This is a genomic window from Bradyrhizobium huanghuaihaiense, from assembly GCF_007830635.1.
Lineage (GTDB): Bacteria > Pseudomonadota > Alphaproteobacteria > Rhizobiales > Xanthobacteraceae > Bradyrhizobium > Bradyrhizobium huanghuaihaiense.
Genome location: NZ_VLLA01000018.1, coordinates 86,817 through 100,931, shown reverse-complemented (window position 1 = coordinate 100,931; position 14,115 = coordinate 86,817). Strand labels below are relative to the sequence as shown.

The 14,115-nt window shown below is 65.5% G+C and carries 13 protein-coding genes; 7 read left to right on the top strand and 6 right to left on the bottom strand.

Features of this window, described 5'->3' with window-relative positions:
* Positions 1-154 precede the first annotated feature (154 nt).
* The 3 genes from IQ16_RS29935 to IQ16_RS29925 all read right to left on the bottom strand — a co-directional run bounded on the left by IQ16_RS29935 (position 155) and on the right by IQ16_RS29925 (position 3,308).
* On the bottom strand, positions 155-1,468 hold the full coding sequence (locus tag IQ16_RS29935) for a tetratricopeptide repeat protein (protein WP_026312529.1): 1,314 nt from the start codon (positions 1,466-1,468) through the stop codon (positions 155-157).
* A gap of 15 nt (positions 1,469-1,483) precedes the next feature.
* Positions 1,484-2,494 (bottom strand): aldo/keto reductase, encoded by a 1,011-nt coding sequence (locus tag IQ16_RS29930; protein ID WP_018646435.1) that lies wholly within the window; start codon positions 2,492-2,494, stop codon positions 1,484-1,486.
* Positions 2,495-2,882: 388 nt separating this feature from the next.
* On the bottom strand, positions 2,883-3,308 hold the full coding sequence (locus IQ16_RS29925; protein ID WP_026312530.1) for a PaaI family thioesterase: 426 nt from the start codon (positions 3,306-3,308) through the stop codon (positions 2,883-2,885).
* 67 nt (positions 3,309-3,375) lie between these two features.
* Here IQ16_RS29925 and IQ16_RS29920 point away from each other — a divergent pair, with 67 nt between their 5' ends.
* A complete protein-coding gene (locus tag IQ16_RS29920) occupies positions 3,376-4,005 on the top strand; it encodes an NUDIX hydrolase (protein WP_018646437.1) in 630 nt (209 codons plus the stop codon).
* Between the two features lie 56 nt (positions 4,006-4,061).
* On the top strand, positions 4,062-5,276 hold the full coding sequence (locus IQ16_RS29915; RefSeq protein ID WP_018646438.1) for a hypothetical protein: 1,215 nt from the start codon (positions 4,062-4,064) through the stop codon (positions 5,274-5,276).
* A gap of 172 nt (positions 5,277-5,448) precedes the next feature.
* On the opposite strand, the gene IQ16_RS29910 is transcribed toward IQ16_RS29915, so the two are convergent.
* Positions 5,449-5,751, bottom strand: a complete 303-nt coding sequence (locus IQ16_RS29910; protein ID WP_020608054.1) for a hypothetical protein — start codon at positions 5,749-5,751, stop codon at positions 5,449-5,451.
* Positions 5,752-5,945: 194 nt separating this feature from the next.
* Here IQ16_RS29910 and IQ16_RS29905 point away from each other — a divergent pair, with 194 nt between their 5' ends.
* The 5 genes from IQ16_RS29905 to IQ16_RS29880 all read left to right on the top strand — a co-directional run bounded on the left by IQ16_RS29905 (position 5,946) and on the right by IQ16_RS29880 (position 11,319).
* On the top strand, positions 5,946-6,425 hold the full coding sequence (locus tag IQ16_RS29905; RefSeq protein WP_026312531.1) for a hypothetical protein: 480 nt from the start codon (positions 5,946-5,948) through the stop codon (positions 6,423-6,425).
* A gap of 361 nt (positions 6,426-6,786) precedes the next feature.
* Positions 6,787-7,734: a TAXI family TRAP transporter solute-binding subunit gene (locus IQ16_RS29895; protein WP_018646441.1), complete on the top strand. Its 948-nt coding sequence runs from the start codon at positions 6,787-6,789 to the stop codon at positions 7,732-7,734.
* A gap of 210 nt (positions 7,735-7,944) precedes the next feature.
* Positions 7,945-10,053, top strand: a complete 2,109-nt coding sequence (locus IQ16_RS29890) for a TRAP transporter permease (protein WP_018646442.1) — start codon at positions 7,945-7,947, stop codon at positions 10,051-10,053.
* Entirely contained in the window at positions 10,014-10,427 is a 414-nt protein-coding gene (locus IQ16_RS29885) for a DUF1850 domain-containing protein (RefSeq protein ID WP_018646443.1), read from the top strand. Before IQ16_RS29890 ends, IQ16_RS29885 begins: the two co-directional genes overlap by 40 nt.
* Positions 10,428-10,512: 85 nt before the next feature.
* On the top strand, positions 10,513-11,319 hold the full coding sequence (locus IQ16_RS29880) for an SDR family NAD(P)-dependent oxidoreductase (RefSeq protein ID WP_018646444.1): 807 nt from the start codon (positions 10,513-10,515) through the stop codon (positions 11,317-11,319).
* A 180-nt stretch (positions 11,320-11,499) separates the two neighbouring features.
* On the opposite strand, the gene IQ16_RS29875 is transcribed toward IQ16_RS29880, so the two are convergent.
* Both IQ16_RS29875 and IQ16_RS29870 read right to left on the bottom strand, forming a co-directional pair.
* Positions 11,500-12,270, bottom strand: coding sequence for a hypothetical protein (locus IQ16_RS29875; protein ID WP_018646445.1), 771 nt, complete (start codon positions 12,268-12,270; stop codon positions 11,500-11,502).
* A 213-nt stretch (positions 12,271-12,483) separates the two neighbouring features.
* Entirely contained in the window at positions 12,484-14,061 is a 1,578-nt protein-coding gene (locus IQ16_RS29870) for a cation:proton antiporter (RefSeq protein ID WP_018646446.1), read from the bottom strand.
* Positions 14,062-14,115: the final 54 nt, after the last annotated feature.

Here is a 14,115-nt window from a genome sequence, read left to right as displayed (position 1 = left end):
CTTCATAACCATCGAACCGCAAATTGGTTGCGATCCCGTTCGCGCTGCCGAGTCCGTCTGGAATACCACCGCACCATCCCTGGCGATTCGTCCAAATCGCCCCACCGTCCCGCCGGGCACTTGCCGTCAGGCCGGTGTTTTTTTCGTGGCGGAGCTAAGCCATCGTCGCCTGCCAGCGCGTATCGCGCAGGGAGGGGCGGCGGTGCAGGCGGGCGTCGAGCAGGGTGCGCGCGCGAGGGACGTCGCCGCTGCACATCAGCGCGACGATGAAGGTATCCTCGATCAGCTCGCGCTGGGCGTGGCTGCCGCCGATGCGGACGACCTCGCCGAGGACGGGCGCGAGCATTTGCACGCAGGCCGCATAGTCCTCGTCGGCAAAGGCGGCCAGCGCGCGGCAGATCGCGGGGACCACGGGACCGGCGGGCAGCTTGCCCTCGGCGAGGCGTTGCTCGATGACGGCAAGCCGCGCCGCCAGCGCCTCATTGTTTTGCGTTGCCGCAGCGAACAGCGCCATGTGGACGTCGGCGAACGGCAGGCTCGATTTTGGAAATAGTTTTTGCGCGGCCGTGTCGGCTTCCAGCCACAACGCTCTGGGCACGGCGTGGCCGTAGGCGGACAGGCGCCAGAGCAGCGAGGCGCCGTCAGTGACGACGTTGAGCGGCGGCGCCTGCGTGGCGGAAGGCTGGAGCACGTCGGCATAGATCTTGAGCGCGCGTGCTGCGTCGCCATGCTCGAGCGCGCCGAGCGCCTGGTGCCACAGGATATGGCCGTGCAGGATGCCGGCGCGGTCGTAAGAGAGGATCCAGTCGTCGACGAGACGATCAGCTTCCTCGATCGAGCCGTCCTCGAACATCGCATGCAGCACCGCATGCGCGGCGTGAGCGTTGGTGCGGCGGAGGTTGAAGCCACGCTCGGTGACGGCGCGGCCGCGCGCGACATCGCCATTCTCCGTCATCGCCCAGCCGGACATGGTGAGAAACCACCAGTCCTCGCCATAGTGCCGTGCGACCCGCTCGCACAGCTGATGCCGCGCGCGATCGTGATCGGCCATGCCCGAGAACGCGAACAGGCCGAAGGCGCCGAGCGGCAGCGACAGCACCACGGCATCGCGCGGCCAGGCGTCGACGTGCTTCAACATCGTCGCGATCGCTTCGGGCAGCCGCCCCTCGATCGCCAGCGCCAGTGTCTCGACATGCGAGCGCTCGCGCTCCGTGCCGCGCCTGGCAACGAGCTCGCGCGCCAGCGCCGCCTTCTGCCGCGCGAGATCGCCCTGCTGGTAGAAGGCGTGCACGCGGCCGCGGGCAATGTGAGCAAGCGCGAAGCCCGGATCAGCCGCAATCGCCCGCTCCAGCGTCTCGGCCGTACCGGTCCAGCCGGAGAGCATGAGATCGATGCCCTCGCGATAGGCGGATGCCGCCTCGTCCGAGGAGGTAGACAGCGGAAGACCGTAGCGATCTTCAAGCGGCATCATCGTCTCCCGCTGTTAGCTCGTCCGCGCGCGGCGGCCCTCGATCGGATAGGCCGGATCGTTGTAGCCCGGCGTCGAGGGATGGCCCGGCACGACCAGTCGGTCGATCAGCGCCTCGTCCTCCGCCGTGAACCGATAGTCGAGTGCGCGGATATAGTCGTCCCACTGCTGCTCGGTGCGGGGACCGGCGATGATGGAGGTCACGAACGCCGAGTTCAGCACCCAGGCGACCGCGAACTGGCCGGCGGTGATGCCTTTCTTCTCGGCGTGAGTCTTGATCTCCTGCGCAAGCTGGAGCGATTCCGGTCGCCATTCCGTCTGCATCATGCGGGTGTCGTTGCGGCCGGCGCGCGTCTCCTTGTCCGGGGCGGCATCCGGCTTGTACTTGCCGGTGAGCACGCCGCGCGCCAAAGGGCTATAGGGCACGATACCGAGGCCGTAATAGGCGCAGGCCGGAAAATGCTCGACCTCGGGCATGCGGTTCATCGCGTTGTAATAGGGCTGGCTCACCGCGGGCCGGTCGATGCCGAGCCGGTCGCAGATGTTGCAGATCTCGGCGACGCGCCAGGCGCGGTAGTTGGAGACGCCGAAATAGCGCACCTTGCCTGATCGGATCAGGTCGCCCATCGCGCGCACCGTCTCCTCCAGCGGCGTCGCATGGTCTTCCTTGTGCAGATAGTAGATGTCGATGTGGTCGGTGCCGAGCCGCCTCAAGCTTTCGTCCGCGGCCTGCAACACCCAGCGCCGCGACAGGCCGCCACGGTTGGGATCATCACCCATAGGATTGGCGAGCTTTGTGGCGAGCACCCAGGCATTGCGGTTGCCGGCGATGGCGCGTCCCACGACCTCTTCGGATGCGCCTTTCGAATAGGCGTCTGCGGTGTCGATGAAATTGATGCCTGCACCGTGCGCCTTGTCGATGATCCGCTTCGAGGCAGCTTCATCGGTCGGCCCGCCGAACATCATGGTGCCGAGACAAATCGGCGAGACTTTCAGGCCGGTGCGGCCGAGCTGGCGGTAGTCCATGGGCTATCCTCGATGCTTCTTGTCGCGCCAGCATAGCCGCCCGGTTCCGTCATTGCGAGCGCAGCGAAGCAATCCAGAGATGCGTCCGCGGAGAGATTCCTGGATTGCTTCGCTGCGCTCGCAATGACGGGGAGAGGGAGGCACCTCCTCTCGTCGTCCCGGACAAGCGCAGCTCCCGGCAACGCGAAGCGTTGCCTAGAGCGGAGCGCAGATCCGGGACCCCCGCGCGAGCGATTGCGCTCGTCGCGATAGCCGCAGCAAGAGTTTTGCGAAGACTCGGAGTTGCCTATTTCGCGCCACTCCACTCCCTGTGGTTATGGGTCCCTGCGTTCGCAGGGACGACGGCGGAGTTTGTGGCGCGCGGAGTAGGCCGCCTGACAACGGCGGCCTACGTCGGCCCCTTCAAGATCTTGAACACGCCATTCGCCATCACGATGCAGCGGTCGTCCACCGTCACCTCGGTGCTCATGAAGATCAGGCTGCGGGTCGAGCGCACCACGCGCGGGCGGGAGATCAGGATGTCGCCGATCTGGCCGGCCTCGACGAAATGGGTGTCGAGCTGCACAGTCGCCATGAATTCCTTGCCGGAGGTGTAGCGGGCGGTCATGCCGCAGGTGCGGTCGGCGAAGGTCATCATCACGCCGCCCTGAACCATGCCGCGGCGGTTATGGTGCTTGTCTTCGGTGGCGAGTGCGAATTCGTAGTGGCCGTCGACCTTGCGCTCCCACAACGGGCCGATCAAGTGCATGAAGCCGGTGGTATCGAGGATGCTCCAGCCCTCTGATTTGAGCCTTGCGGCGGCCTTGTTGGTCATCTCGTCGTCCATTCCTGTGCGGGCCTTCGATCTCATTTCATCGGGGCCGGACGTGGTGTAGTCAAGCATGATGAGACCGTTCGACGATGCCACACGGCGGAATATCGCGGCTGCCTGCGCGGCCTTCACGCGTCTGCCGGTGCATGACACTGCGCCGGCGCTGAAGCGCGCCGCGGTGGCGGTCGCGCTGACCGCAGCGGGCGAGGGCGACGACACCGCGTTCCTGCTGACGCTGCGCGCATCGCATTTGCGCGCCCATCGCGGCCAATGGGCGCTGCCGGGCGGGCGCTGCGATGCCGGCGAGACGCCGGTCGAGGCGGCGCTGCGCGAGCTCGACGAGGAGCTCGGCCTTCGCCTCACCGGCACTGACGTGCTCGGCACGCTCGACGACTATCCGACCCGCTCCGGTTATCTGATCACCCCGGTCGTGATCTGGACCGCGGGCAGCGCTGCGATCCGGCCGAACCCCGAAGAGGTCGCTTCGGTTCATCGCATCGCGCTTGCCACGATCGAGCGCGAAGAGGCCTTCGACTTCGTCGCGATCCCCGAGAGCGCGCGCCGCGTGATCCGCTTCCATCATCAAATGAGCCTGATCCACGCGCCGACGGCGGCGCTGATCTATCAGTTCCGCGAGGTGCTGGCGGGGCGGCAGACCCGCGTGGCCGAGCTGGAACAGCCGGTGTTCGCCTGGAAGTGACGATGGTAAACGGCACGTTAACGTGACGGTTACCGGATGCCTGCTAAGAGGGCAGCATGCATCACTCGATTCGAAAAAGCCTGGTTGCGGTTCCACTCACGCTCGTTCTGCTCGCGCCCGCCGCGCGTGGCGGCGAGGCCGACACGCTGCCGCCTTCCGTCGCCAATGCCAACGCCCAGCTGCTGTCGCAATTCTTCGCGCAAGGCGGCGCCTCGCCCGCCGTGCTCGAATATCGCCGCAAGCTGCAGGAATATCAGGCCGCGCGCGCCGCCTTCGACGAGGAGGCCGGCGCCTATTGGAGCCAGATCTCCGAGAAGCGGAAAGGCCGCAACGCCAAGCGGCGCAGCGGGCAGCAAGTGACGCTCGACGATTACGTGCTGGAGCATCCGCCGCTCTATACCGGTCCGAAGCGCCCGGTGAATCCGGAGCCTGAGGAAACGCCGGATCGACCGACCAAGAAGCCGATTCCCGTCGTCGCCGACCTCCTGCGCGCGGCGCAGGAGCTCTACCAGTTCACGCCGCAGCGGCCGTCCAGCGAGGTCGAGTTCAAGCGCGCCTATGCGCGCTACGCGCTCGCCTCGGGGCTGACGCGCGAGCAGGCGGTGCGGGTCTATTCGTTCGAGACCGGCGGCACCGGCAGCTACGACGTGCAGGCGGGCATCGAGCATGGCGGCAAGCGCGCGATCTCGACGGCGATGGGCTACAACCAGCTGCTCACCACCAACAGCGTCGAGCTGCTCGCCGAGCAGGGCCACGAATTCATCCGTGCGCTCTCCGACAAGGTGGCGCGGACCTCGGGGCCTGCGCGCCAGGCGCTCGAGCACAAGCTCGCTGTGCTCAAGAAGATGGTGGCGCATGCGAAGTCGGTGCCCGACACCTGGTCGGAGCACGAGAAGATCGGCAACACCGCGCAGGGCTGGGCCATGCATGCGATGGTGCTCGACGTCGACATCGGACCGATGCTGCAGACCCACAAGCTGCTCACCTCGGTGCTGTTCGCGCGCGCCAAGGGTTACAGCCGTCCGCTCACCGCGGCCGAGCTCGAGATGATGAACCTCACCGGGGACGGCACCGGCCTCGACATGGTGACCATGCCGCAGGCGATGCGCGAGCAGGTGCCGACCTCGAACTTCTTCCAGCGCGGCGGCTACGAACGCAACCCGGTCGCGATCCGCCACAACACGGTGGCGAAGCTGCTCGCGGTGACGGACACGCGGATGGACTCGAACAGCAACAACGCCGGCGCGAGGGAATTGGCGGCGGCGTTTTAGGGCTCGGTGTCGTCCCGGACAAGCGCGCCTAAAGCGCGCGCAGATCCGGGACCCATAACCACAGAATCAGATTTGGCGAAGACTCGTGGTTACCGGCTTCGCGCCGCAACTGCTCCCTGGGGTTATGGGTCCCGGGTTCGCGCTTCGCGCGCCCCGGGACGACAAAAAGGGATTACTGATCCGGCCCGAACTTGAACTTGCCGTCGCCTTCCAGATACGGGCCGCTGCGCATGTAGAGCTGGCCGTTGTGGCCGATGAAGAACAGCGTGCCCTTCGGCACCTTCTTGGCGCCCTTCAAGAGCTCGCCGGCATTGCTGGTGCCCATCTTGTAGGAAAAGGTCTTGCCCTCCTTGTCATAGGCGTAGCCCGTGTCGGGCTTGAGCTCCCAGGGCGCCGGCCCTGTCTGCGCCAATGCGGGTGCTGCGAAGGCCGCGAAGGCGGCAGCGATTGCAAATGTCTTCGTTGAAAATGCCATGTTTCCATCCTCCCCATCCACGGGGCGCCCGCTTGAACAAATCACGAACGGTATTTCCCGGTCAATTCGCGAAAGCACCGCGGCGCATCACGTCTCGCCCAGCAGTTTGTGATTTTCCCTTCGTCCCCTCGCGACTATGTTCCGCTTTCCGTCTAGAACGCAATTCGACAAAAATATTGGTGGGGATGATTCGAATGAACCATGTCATTAAAGCCTGCTCGGCCGCCGCGCTGCTGCTCACGGCGCTGGCGCCGGCCGCCCGGGCCGATGATTACCAGCTCAGCCACAACCAGCGGATTTCCTGCAGCCGCGGCCTCGCCCCGGGCAAGCTGAACACGGCGACCTGCAAATCCTACACCTACCTCTTCAACACCAAGACCTCGGAATATTTCCGCTGCCAGGTCTCCCTGGCGCTGACGCGGGATAACAAGGAGGTCATCAACGTCCAGACCGACGGCGGCTGCACCAAGAAGCCGCGCATCTTCGAGACCGACGGCAAGTACGATTTCGACGCCACCGAGACCGAGCCACCGAACACCAACTCGTTCTTCGGTCCAGGCGGCTACTCGGTCTGGGCCGCCGACGTCACGACCCAGAAGGTGCGCGGCTGCATCATCATCTCCTCCGGCCTCGGCTCCGACATCTCCAAATGCCTGGACATGACGTTCCAGTGAGGGTGCGCTTACGTGCGATGAGGCCGGGCTCGACCATCGCCTCGTAGAAGGTGCGCTCCCTCCCCCGCTTGCGGGGGAGGGCTGGGGAGAGGGTGTCTCCACAACGGGAGACCCCCTAGAGGTGAGAACCCTCACTCGGCGCTACGCGCCGACCTCTCCCGCAAGCGGGAGAGGTTGCACCGAGCCTGCGGCATGAGCATCTGTTCATCATCGTTCCTGCGCCACCTCGCCGCACCCATCGGGTTCCCCAAAAGCCCAGCGCGCGCGGCCGTTTACCGCAGTCCTGTTTTGCCTTTTGGATGGGTTGACCCGCATCCCCTGTCCGGCCAATTTCGCCGCCGGTTTGGGGAGTACAAAAATCATGAAACGGACGTTCTTCGGCGTGGCCGCGGCTCTTGCTCTGGCGGCGTCGGCACCTTGCGCGCATGCGCAATCCTTCATCAACGTGCTGACCGGCGGCACCTCCGGGGTCTACTATCCGCTCGGGGTCGCGATCGGGAAGATCTACGGCGACAAGATTCCGAACGTGAAGACGCAGGTGCAGGCCACCAAGGCGTCGGTCGAGAATTTGATCCTGCTGCAGCAGGGCCGCGGCGAGCTGGCGTTCACGCTGGGTGACTCGCTGAAAGCGGCCTGGGACGGCGAGGAGGAGGCGGGCTTCAAGACCAAGCTCGACAAGCTCCGGACCATCGGCGCGATCTATCCGAACTACATCCAGATCGTCGCGACCGCCGAGAGCGGCATCAAGACGCTGGCCGACCTCAAGGGCAAGAGCCTGTCGGTCGGCGCGCCGAAGTCCGGCACCGAGCTGAATTCCCGCGCGATCCTGGCCGCGGCCGGCATGAACTACAAGGATCTCGGCAAGGTCGAGTACTTGCCGTTCGCCGAATCCGTCGATCTCATGAAGAACCGCCAGCTGGGTGCGACGCTGCAATCGGCCGGCCTCGGCGTCGCCTCGCTGAAGGATCTCTCGACCTCGAGCCCGATCACGGTGGTGTCTGTGCCGAAGGAGACCGTCGACAAGATCGGCCCGCCCTTCATCTCGGCGACCATTCCCGCCAACACCTATACCGGCCAGGACAAGGACGTGCCGACCGCGGCCGTGGTCAACTACCTCGTGACCAGCTCGGCGGTGTCGGACGATCTCGCCTATCAGATGACAAAACTGGTCTACGAGTCGCTGCCGGAATTGCAGAATGCGCACGCGGCCGGCAAGGAGATCAAGCTCGAGACGGCCGCCAATGGCAGCCCGGTTCCGCTGCACCCCGGCGCGATCCGCTATTACAAGGAAAAAGGGCTGATCAAGTAATTCTCCCTCCGTCGTCATTCCGGGTTCGATGCTCCGGGCCGCTACGCGGTCCCGTCGCATCGCCCCGGAATGACGGAGCGAGAGTGGATGCCCGGGGCAGAGGCGAGCGGAAGCGACGCCGTCCTTTGGACGGCTATGCCCGGGCATGACGTATTCAGGGTGCAGCGCGAATGCTGTAGGAACGCCCCATCAGGGCGCGGGGACATATCGATGTTGCAGGCTGAGGGCACTCAAGAGCCCATCAAGGTCGAGTTCGACAATTTCGAGCACGGTTTTCCGGAAGGTTTTGGTCCGGGCTGGTGGGGCCAGCTCGCCTACTGGATCGGCATCGCTTTTGCCACGTTCCAGCTCTATGTCGCCGCCTTCAACTATCTGCCGAGCCAGGTGGTGCGCGGCGTCCATGTCGGCTTCCTCGTTCTGCTCACCTTCGGTCTGATCGCCAACTTCACCGCGAAGAGCAATTTCGGCCGCGCGCTCGGCTGGGTGATCGGCGGCGCCGGATTCTTTTGTGGCCTCTACCAGTGGATCTTCTATGCGGACCTGATCGCGCGCGACGGCGATCCGACGAAGCTCGACCTCGCGGTGGGCACGCTGCTCGCCGTGCTGATCTTCGAGGGCACGCGGCGCCTGATGGGCGCGGCGCTGCCGCTGATGTGCGGCGCCTGCCTCGTCTACTGGTTCTTCGGCCAGTACCTGCCGTCGCCGCTCAATCATCGCGGCTATGATTTCGACCAGATCGTCACGCATCTGTCGTTCGGCACCGAAGGTTTCTACGGCGTGCCGATCTACGTCTCGGCGACCTACATTTTCCTGTTCATCCTGTTCGGCTCGTTCCTGGAGCGCGCCGGCATGATCCAGCTGTTCACCGACGTTTCCCTTGGGTTATTCGGCAGGACCCGCGGCGGGCCTGCCAAGGTCGCGGTGTTCGCCTCGGGCATGATGGGCACGATCTCCGGCTCGGGTGTCGCCAACGTCGTCACCGTCGGCCAGTTCACCATTCCCCTGATGATCAAGTTCGGCTATCGCCGCGCCTTCGCGGCGGGCGTCGAAGCCACGGCCTCGATGGGCGGCCAGATCATGCCGCCGGTGATGGGCGCGGTCGCCTTCATCATGGCGGAGACGCTCGGCGTCCAATATTCGGAGATCGTGAAGGCGGCCGCGATTCCCGCGATCCTCTACTTCGCGTCCGCGTTCTGGATGGTGCACCTCGAAGCCGGCAAGCATGGTCTCGTCGGCATGAAGTGCTCGGAGATCCCGAGCGCCTGGAGGGCGCTGGTGACGCGTTGGTATCTCGTGCTGCCGCTCGCGGCCCTCGTCTACATGCTGTTCGAAGGCTTTACGCCGCTCTATGCCGGCAGCATGGGCCTCGCGCTCACGGTGACGCTGATCCTCGGCACCGCCATCACGACGGGCGCCTCCTCGATGGTGATCCGCACCATCTTCTGGGTCGGGCTCGCGCTGGTCGTCGCGGCGCTGTCGCGCGACGGCCTCCAGATCGTGCCGGTCGCGAGCGTCGTCGTTGGATTGATCGTCATCACCGCGTTCGTGCGCGGTGGGTTCAAGGCCTTGCGCGAGTGCCGCGATGCGCTCGCCGAGAGCGCAAAATCGGCCATCACCGTCGGCATGGCCTGCGCCATCGTCGGAGTCATCATCGGCATGATGTCGCAGACCGGCGTCGGCACCATCTTCGGCAGCTGGGTGATCGGGCTCGGCGAGAAGAGCCTGTTCCTGGCGCTGGTCATGACCATGCTGCTGTCGATCCTGCTCGGCACCGGCATCCCGACCATCCCGACCTACATCATCACCGCCGCGCTCGCCGCGCCGGCCCTCGCCAAGCTCGGCGTGCCCCTGATCGCGAGCCACATGTTCGCGTTCTACTACGGCATCATGGCCGACCTCTCGCCACCGGTGGCGCTGGCCGCGCTCGCGGCGGCGCCGATCGCGAAGGAGAATCCGGACAAGATCGGCTGGGAGGCGATGCGCATCGCGCTCGCCGGCTATGTCATTCCCTTCATCTTCGTCTATTCGCCGGCCTTGATGCTCCAGGCCGGCGATCCCATGGCGGCAAAACTCGGCTTCTACGGCGCGGTGGCGCTCGCGACCGTCAAGGCGCTGGTGGCGATCGGCCTGTTCGGCATGGTCGCGATCGGCTTCCTGTTCACGAAGCTGACGATCGTCGAACGCCTGGTTGCGCTCGGCGCCGCGTTCTGCCTGCTCGGCGACTTCGCGTTCAGCGACACCGCCGGCTTCGTGCTCTCCGCCGCGCTCGTGCTGTGGCAATGGCGGCAGCGTCCGCCGGCGCCGGTCGAGGCCGTGTGAGCCTCTGCTTCGCAACAGCCGGGGCTACGAAGGCGCTGGTGCTGTCCGCCTTCACGCTCGCATGGACGCATTCAATCGCGAAGGTCGAGTGGCAGGAGGACTGGCGGGTGACGCCCGCCGGCCTCGAACTGGTGCAGGCCCGCGTCAAGGGCACCGGTCCCGGCATGGAGCCGCCGCCCGAGGCGCGGCTCGTCGACGGCTGGTTTCAATGGCGGCCGCAGCGTGCGCCGATGCCGGAGGTGGTGCTCGGCAACTCCGGTGCGGCCGGCGAATGGCGGCTATGCCATGAGGGGACGTGCCGGACGTTGTCGGAGATTGTCGGCCATCCCATTGGTGCTAACGTCACGACGATGAAAATTTGCAAGGATCTGTAGCCCGGATGAGCGAAGCGATATCCGGGAACGGTCCCCCCGGATATCGCTTCGCTCATCCGGGCTACAAGAACACGGGAGACACGCGATGGATCGGCTCAAGGGCAAGGTTGCGATGGTGGTGGGGGCCGGCTCGATCGGACCGGGCTGGGGCAACGGCAAGGCGACCGCGGTGACCTTTGCGCGCGAGGGCGCGCAGGTGTTTTGCGTCGACCGCAACGGTGCCGCGGCCGAGGAGGCCGCCAAGATCATCACGGGTGAGGGCGGCAAGGCGACCGCGTTCACGGCCGACGTCTCGCGTCCCGCCGAGATCGAGGCGATGGTTGCGGCGTGCCTGAAGGCCTGTGGCCGCATCGACGTGCTCGACAACAATGTCGGCATCGCCGAGATGGGCAGCGTGGTCGAGGTGACCGAAGAAAGCTGGGACCGTGTCTTCAGCGTCAACCTCAAGAGCGCCTATTTCGCCATGAAGCACGTCATCCCCGTGATGGTGAAGCAGGGCGGCGGCTCGATCATCAACATCTCCTCGATCGCCTCGATCCGCCATGTCGGGATTTCCTATGTCAGCTACAACGCCAGCAAGGCGGCGATGAACCAGCTCACCCGCTCCACCGCAATCGAGTTCGCGAAGAACCATGTGCGGGTGAACGCGATCCTGCCCGGCCTGATGAAGACGCCGATGGTCGAGCATTCCGCCGGACTTGCGAACAGCTACGCCAAGGGCGATGTCGAAGCGATGTGGCGCGCCCGTGATGCGCAGGTGCCGATGGGGCACATGGGCGAGGCTTGGGATGTCGCCAATGCCGCGCTGTTCCTGGCATCGGACGAGTCGAAATATGTGACGGGAATCGAGCTGGTGGTGGACGGCGGGATTACGTGCAAGGCGGGGGCTTGATACGCAGCTGTTAAACCCGTCATCCTGAGGTGCGAGGCGCGCGATGCAGAGCATCGCGCGGGGAGCCTCGAAGGATGAGCGGCCGGGATGCAGCCGGGCCGTCGCCCTTCGAGGGCCGCTGAAGAAGCGGCCACCTCAGGGTGACGGATTGGCATTGGTGCTTCGGGACGGCACCGAGAGCTACTGCGCCAGCGCCAGGATCCCGCCGGCAAATGCATGCCACGCGGCCGTCTCGCTGATCGGCCAGTTCAGCACCTTCACCGCCAGCAGCGCGAGCGTGCCGTAAATGTAGACCGGATGCACGCGGCCCTCAGCGCGCCAGTCGCGCACCATGGCGACGACGAGCAAGAGTGCGGCGACCACGGCGGGGGCGATCGTCACCGGCACCGGCGGCGGGCCGGGCGGTCCCGGGGGCGCGAGGAAGGTCAGGAACCAGCGGGCGATCGCGGCGTCGAGGATCGAGACTGCGGCGAGCAGCATCAGGCGCTTGTGAATTTCAGGCTTGCGCGTGTTCATGATCGCAAGCGCGAACACCACGGCGAAGAACGCAATCCCACTCATCGGCACGATCGAGAAGGCGATGCCGGCGTCTTTCTGCCCAAGCGCGGCGGAATGCTGCATCACATGCACTGAGGCGAGGAAGCCGAAGATCGTCATTGCGGTCGCAAGCGACACGCCGACAATGCCGAGCGAGCGGTGATTGACCACGCGGCCCGAGGCCGCGAGCCAGGTCTGGAGCACGAAATAGAGCGACCAGGTGAAGAACAAGAGTCCGTGAAAATGAATCACCGGGCTTGCGGAGAATGTCCGGTGAGCGAGCGGCACCCAATAGGTCGGCGCGAAACCGAGAAAGGCGGTGGCCGCGCAGGCCAGGGCCATGTGGAAATAAAAATATCGTGCAGGCGACGCATCACGCGCGCGTACACGACGGTCGTCGATCAGGGTTGTCATCAAGAATGAGTCTGGAGGGGCGGCGTTTGGTTCAAACTCGCCGTCGTCCCGGACAAGCGCAGCGAAGCGGAGCGCTGATCCGGGACCCATAACCACGGGATCGCGTTGCTTCGCTCGCCGGCAACTCCGAGTCTTCGCCAAATACAATGTCGTGGCTATGGGTCCCGGATCGGCGCGCGCTTTGGGCGCGCTTGTCCGGGACGACGGCGGGGGTTATCCCCCCGCGCTCAATTCCGCGCGATCGAGCTCTTCCTCGAGCCGGTGAAACGCGTCGTCGCCGATCACCTCGGTGGTGCGCAGGTCGAAGATGGATTTGCGCGCGGCCTCGATGGCGCGGCGGCGCAGGGGATCGGCGGGCAATTCGCCGCTCGCGATGCCGCCATTCGGATCGGTCTCGGTCTGCATCAAGATGGCGCGATATTCGAGCCGCAGGATTTCCGCCTCTTCCGACGGATCGCTTTCGATCGCATCGAGCGCTGCGCGATAGGCGACGGCGCGACCGCGCGCGACCTCGATGCCGACGGGATCGTCGTCCTTGAGATCGAAGGCGAGGATCAGCGGCCGCAGCGTCAGGCCCTGGATGATGAGCGATCCCAGCACCACCGCAAAGGCGATGAAGACGATGAAGTCGCGATAGGGAAAATTCTCCGGCAGCGCAAAGGCGGTGGCGAGCGTGACGAGGCCGCGCATGCCGCACCAGGAGATGATGAGGCCGCCTTTCGGCGAGGCGACCTGTTTCGGATCCTTGGGATGGTAGAGGTTATGCGCGATCAGCACGCGCAGCGTCGTGCGATAGAACGTCACCCAGGACAGGCGCACCAGGACCACCGTGAGCAGGATCCAGGCCGCAGCCACGCAATATTCCCAGCGTACGTCCGTGTCCAGCCGCGTCCAGATCGGCCGCATCTGCATGCCGATCAGCATGAAGGCGAGCACGTTGAGCACGAACACCGTCGTCTCCCACACCGCATAGGACGGCACCCGCAGCCGTGCCGGCATGCGCGCCGGCGCGGTGCGTGCGAGGGCGATGGCGTAGATCACGATGGTGAGGATGCCGGACAGGCCGAGATGCTCGGCACCGATCCAGATCATGAAGGTGGTGGCGAACTGGACGATGATCGCGCTCGGGGCTTCCGTCACGCGCTCCATCATGGGCGCGATGATGCGTGCTGCGGCAAGGCCGGTGATGACGCTGCCGACCAGCGCCAGCGCCATGGTCGGCGCGACCTGGCTCCAGGTCAGATGCTCGGTGGCGACCGCGCCGACGGCGATGCGGTAGATCAGGAGCGCGCTCGCATCGTTGAGCAGGCTCTCGCCCTCCAGCACCTTCACCATGCGGTGGGGCAGCTTGACCTGGCTCAGGATCGCGACCGCGGCGGCGGCATCCGGCGGCGCCACGATGGCGCCGAGCGCAACCGCAGCGGCCCAGGGCATATCAGGCATCAACCGGTGCGCGACATAGGCGACGCCCGCCGTGGTCAGGCCGACGGCGGCGACGACCAGGGTGGAGACCGGAACCCAGTTGTTGCGCAGATCCCGCAACGAGGTATCGAACGCAGCATCGAGCAGCACCGGTGCGACAAAAAGCGCCAAGGCCAGGTCCGGCTCCAGCGTCCAGGTCGGGCTCGACGGCACGAAGGCGATCAGGGCGCCGCCGATGGCGAGAAAGGTCGGGTAGGGGACCTTGATCCGCCGCGCCAGCGCCGATAAGGCAACGGCGCCGAGCAGCAATGCGATGATCCATTCGAATGTCGACACGATAGTCCCCGAGACCGATTTGGGCGGTGCCACAAGCTAGCACCAATCCGGCCGTATGATGGATAATGCGGCCCCAAGGCAAGAGTG

Bases quoted from the DNA above. Each gene is read 5' to 3' on its own strand.
- IQ16_RS29935 (WP_026312529.1), bottom strand. From the start codon at position 1,468: ATGCCGCTTGAAGATCGCTACGGTCTTCCGCTGTCTACCTCCTCGGAC.
- IQ16_RS29930 (WP_018646435.1), bottom strand. From the start codon at position 2,494: ATGGACTACCGCCAGCTCGGCCGCACCGGCCTGAAAGTCTCGCCGATT.
- IQ16_RS29925 (WP_026312530.1), bottom strand. From the start codon at position 3,308: ATGACCAACAAGGCCGCCGCAAGGCTCAAATCAGAGGGCTGGAGCATC.
- IQ16_RS29920 (WP_018646437.1), top strand. From the start codon at position 3,376: ATGATGAGACCGTTCGACGATGCCACACGGCGGAATATCGCGGCTGCC.
- IQ16_RS29915 (WP_018646438.1), top strand. From the start codon at position 4,062: ATGCATCACTCGATTCGAAAAAGCCTGGTTGCGGTTCCACTCACGCTC.
- IQ16_RS29910 (WP_020608054.1), bottom strand. From the start codon at position 5,751: ATGGCATTTTCAACGAAGACATTTGCAATCGCTGCCGCCTTCGCGGCC.
- IQ16_RS29905 (WP_026312531.1), top strand. From the start codon at position 5,946: ATGAACCATGTCATTAAAGCCTGCTCGGCCGCCGCGCTGCTGCTCACG.
- IQ16_RS29895 (WP_018646441.1), top strand. From the start codon at position 6,787: ATGAAACGGACGTTCTTCGGCGTGGCCGCGGCTCTTGCTCTGGCGGCG.
- IQ16_RS29890 (WP_018646442.1), top strand. From the start codon at position 7,945: ATGTTGCAGGCTGAGGGCACTCAAGAGCCCATCAAGGTCGAGTTCGAC.
- IQ16_RS29885 (WP_018646443.1), top strand. From the start codon at position 10,014: ATGGCGGCAGCGTCCGCCGGCGCCGGTCGAGGCCGTGTGAGCCTCTGC.
- IQ16_RS29880 (WP_018646444.1), top strand. From the start codon at position 10,513: ATGGATCGGCTCAAGGGCAAGGTTGCGATGGTGGTGGGGGCCGGCTCG.
- IQ16_RS29875 (WP_018646445.1), bottom strand. From the start codon at position 12,270: ATGACAACCCTGATCGACGACCGTCGTGTACGCGCGCGTGATGCGTCG.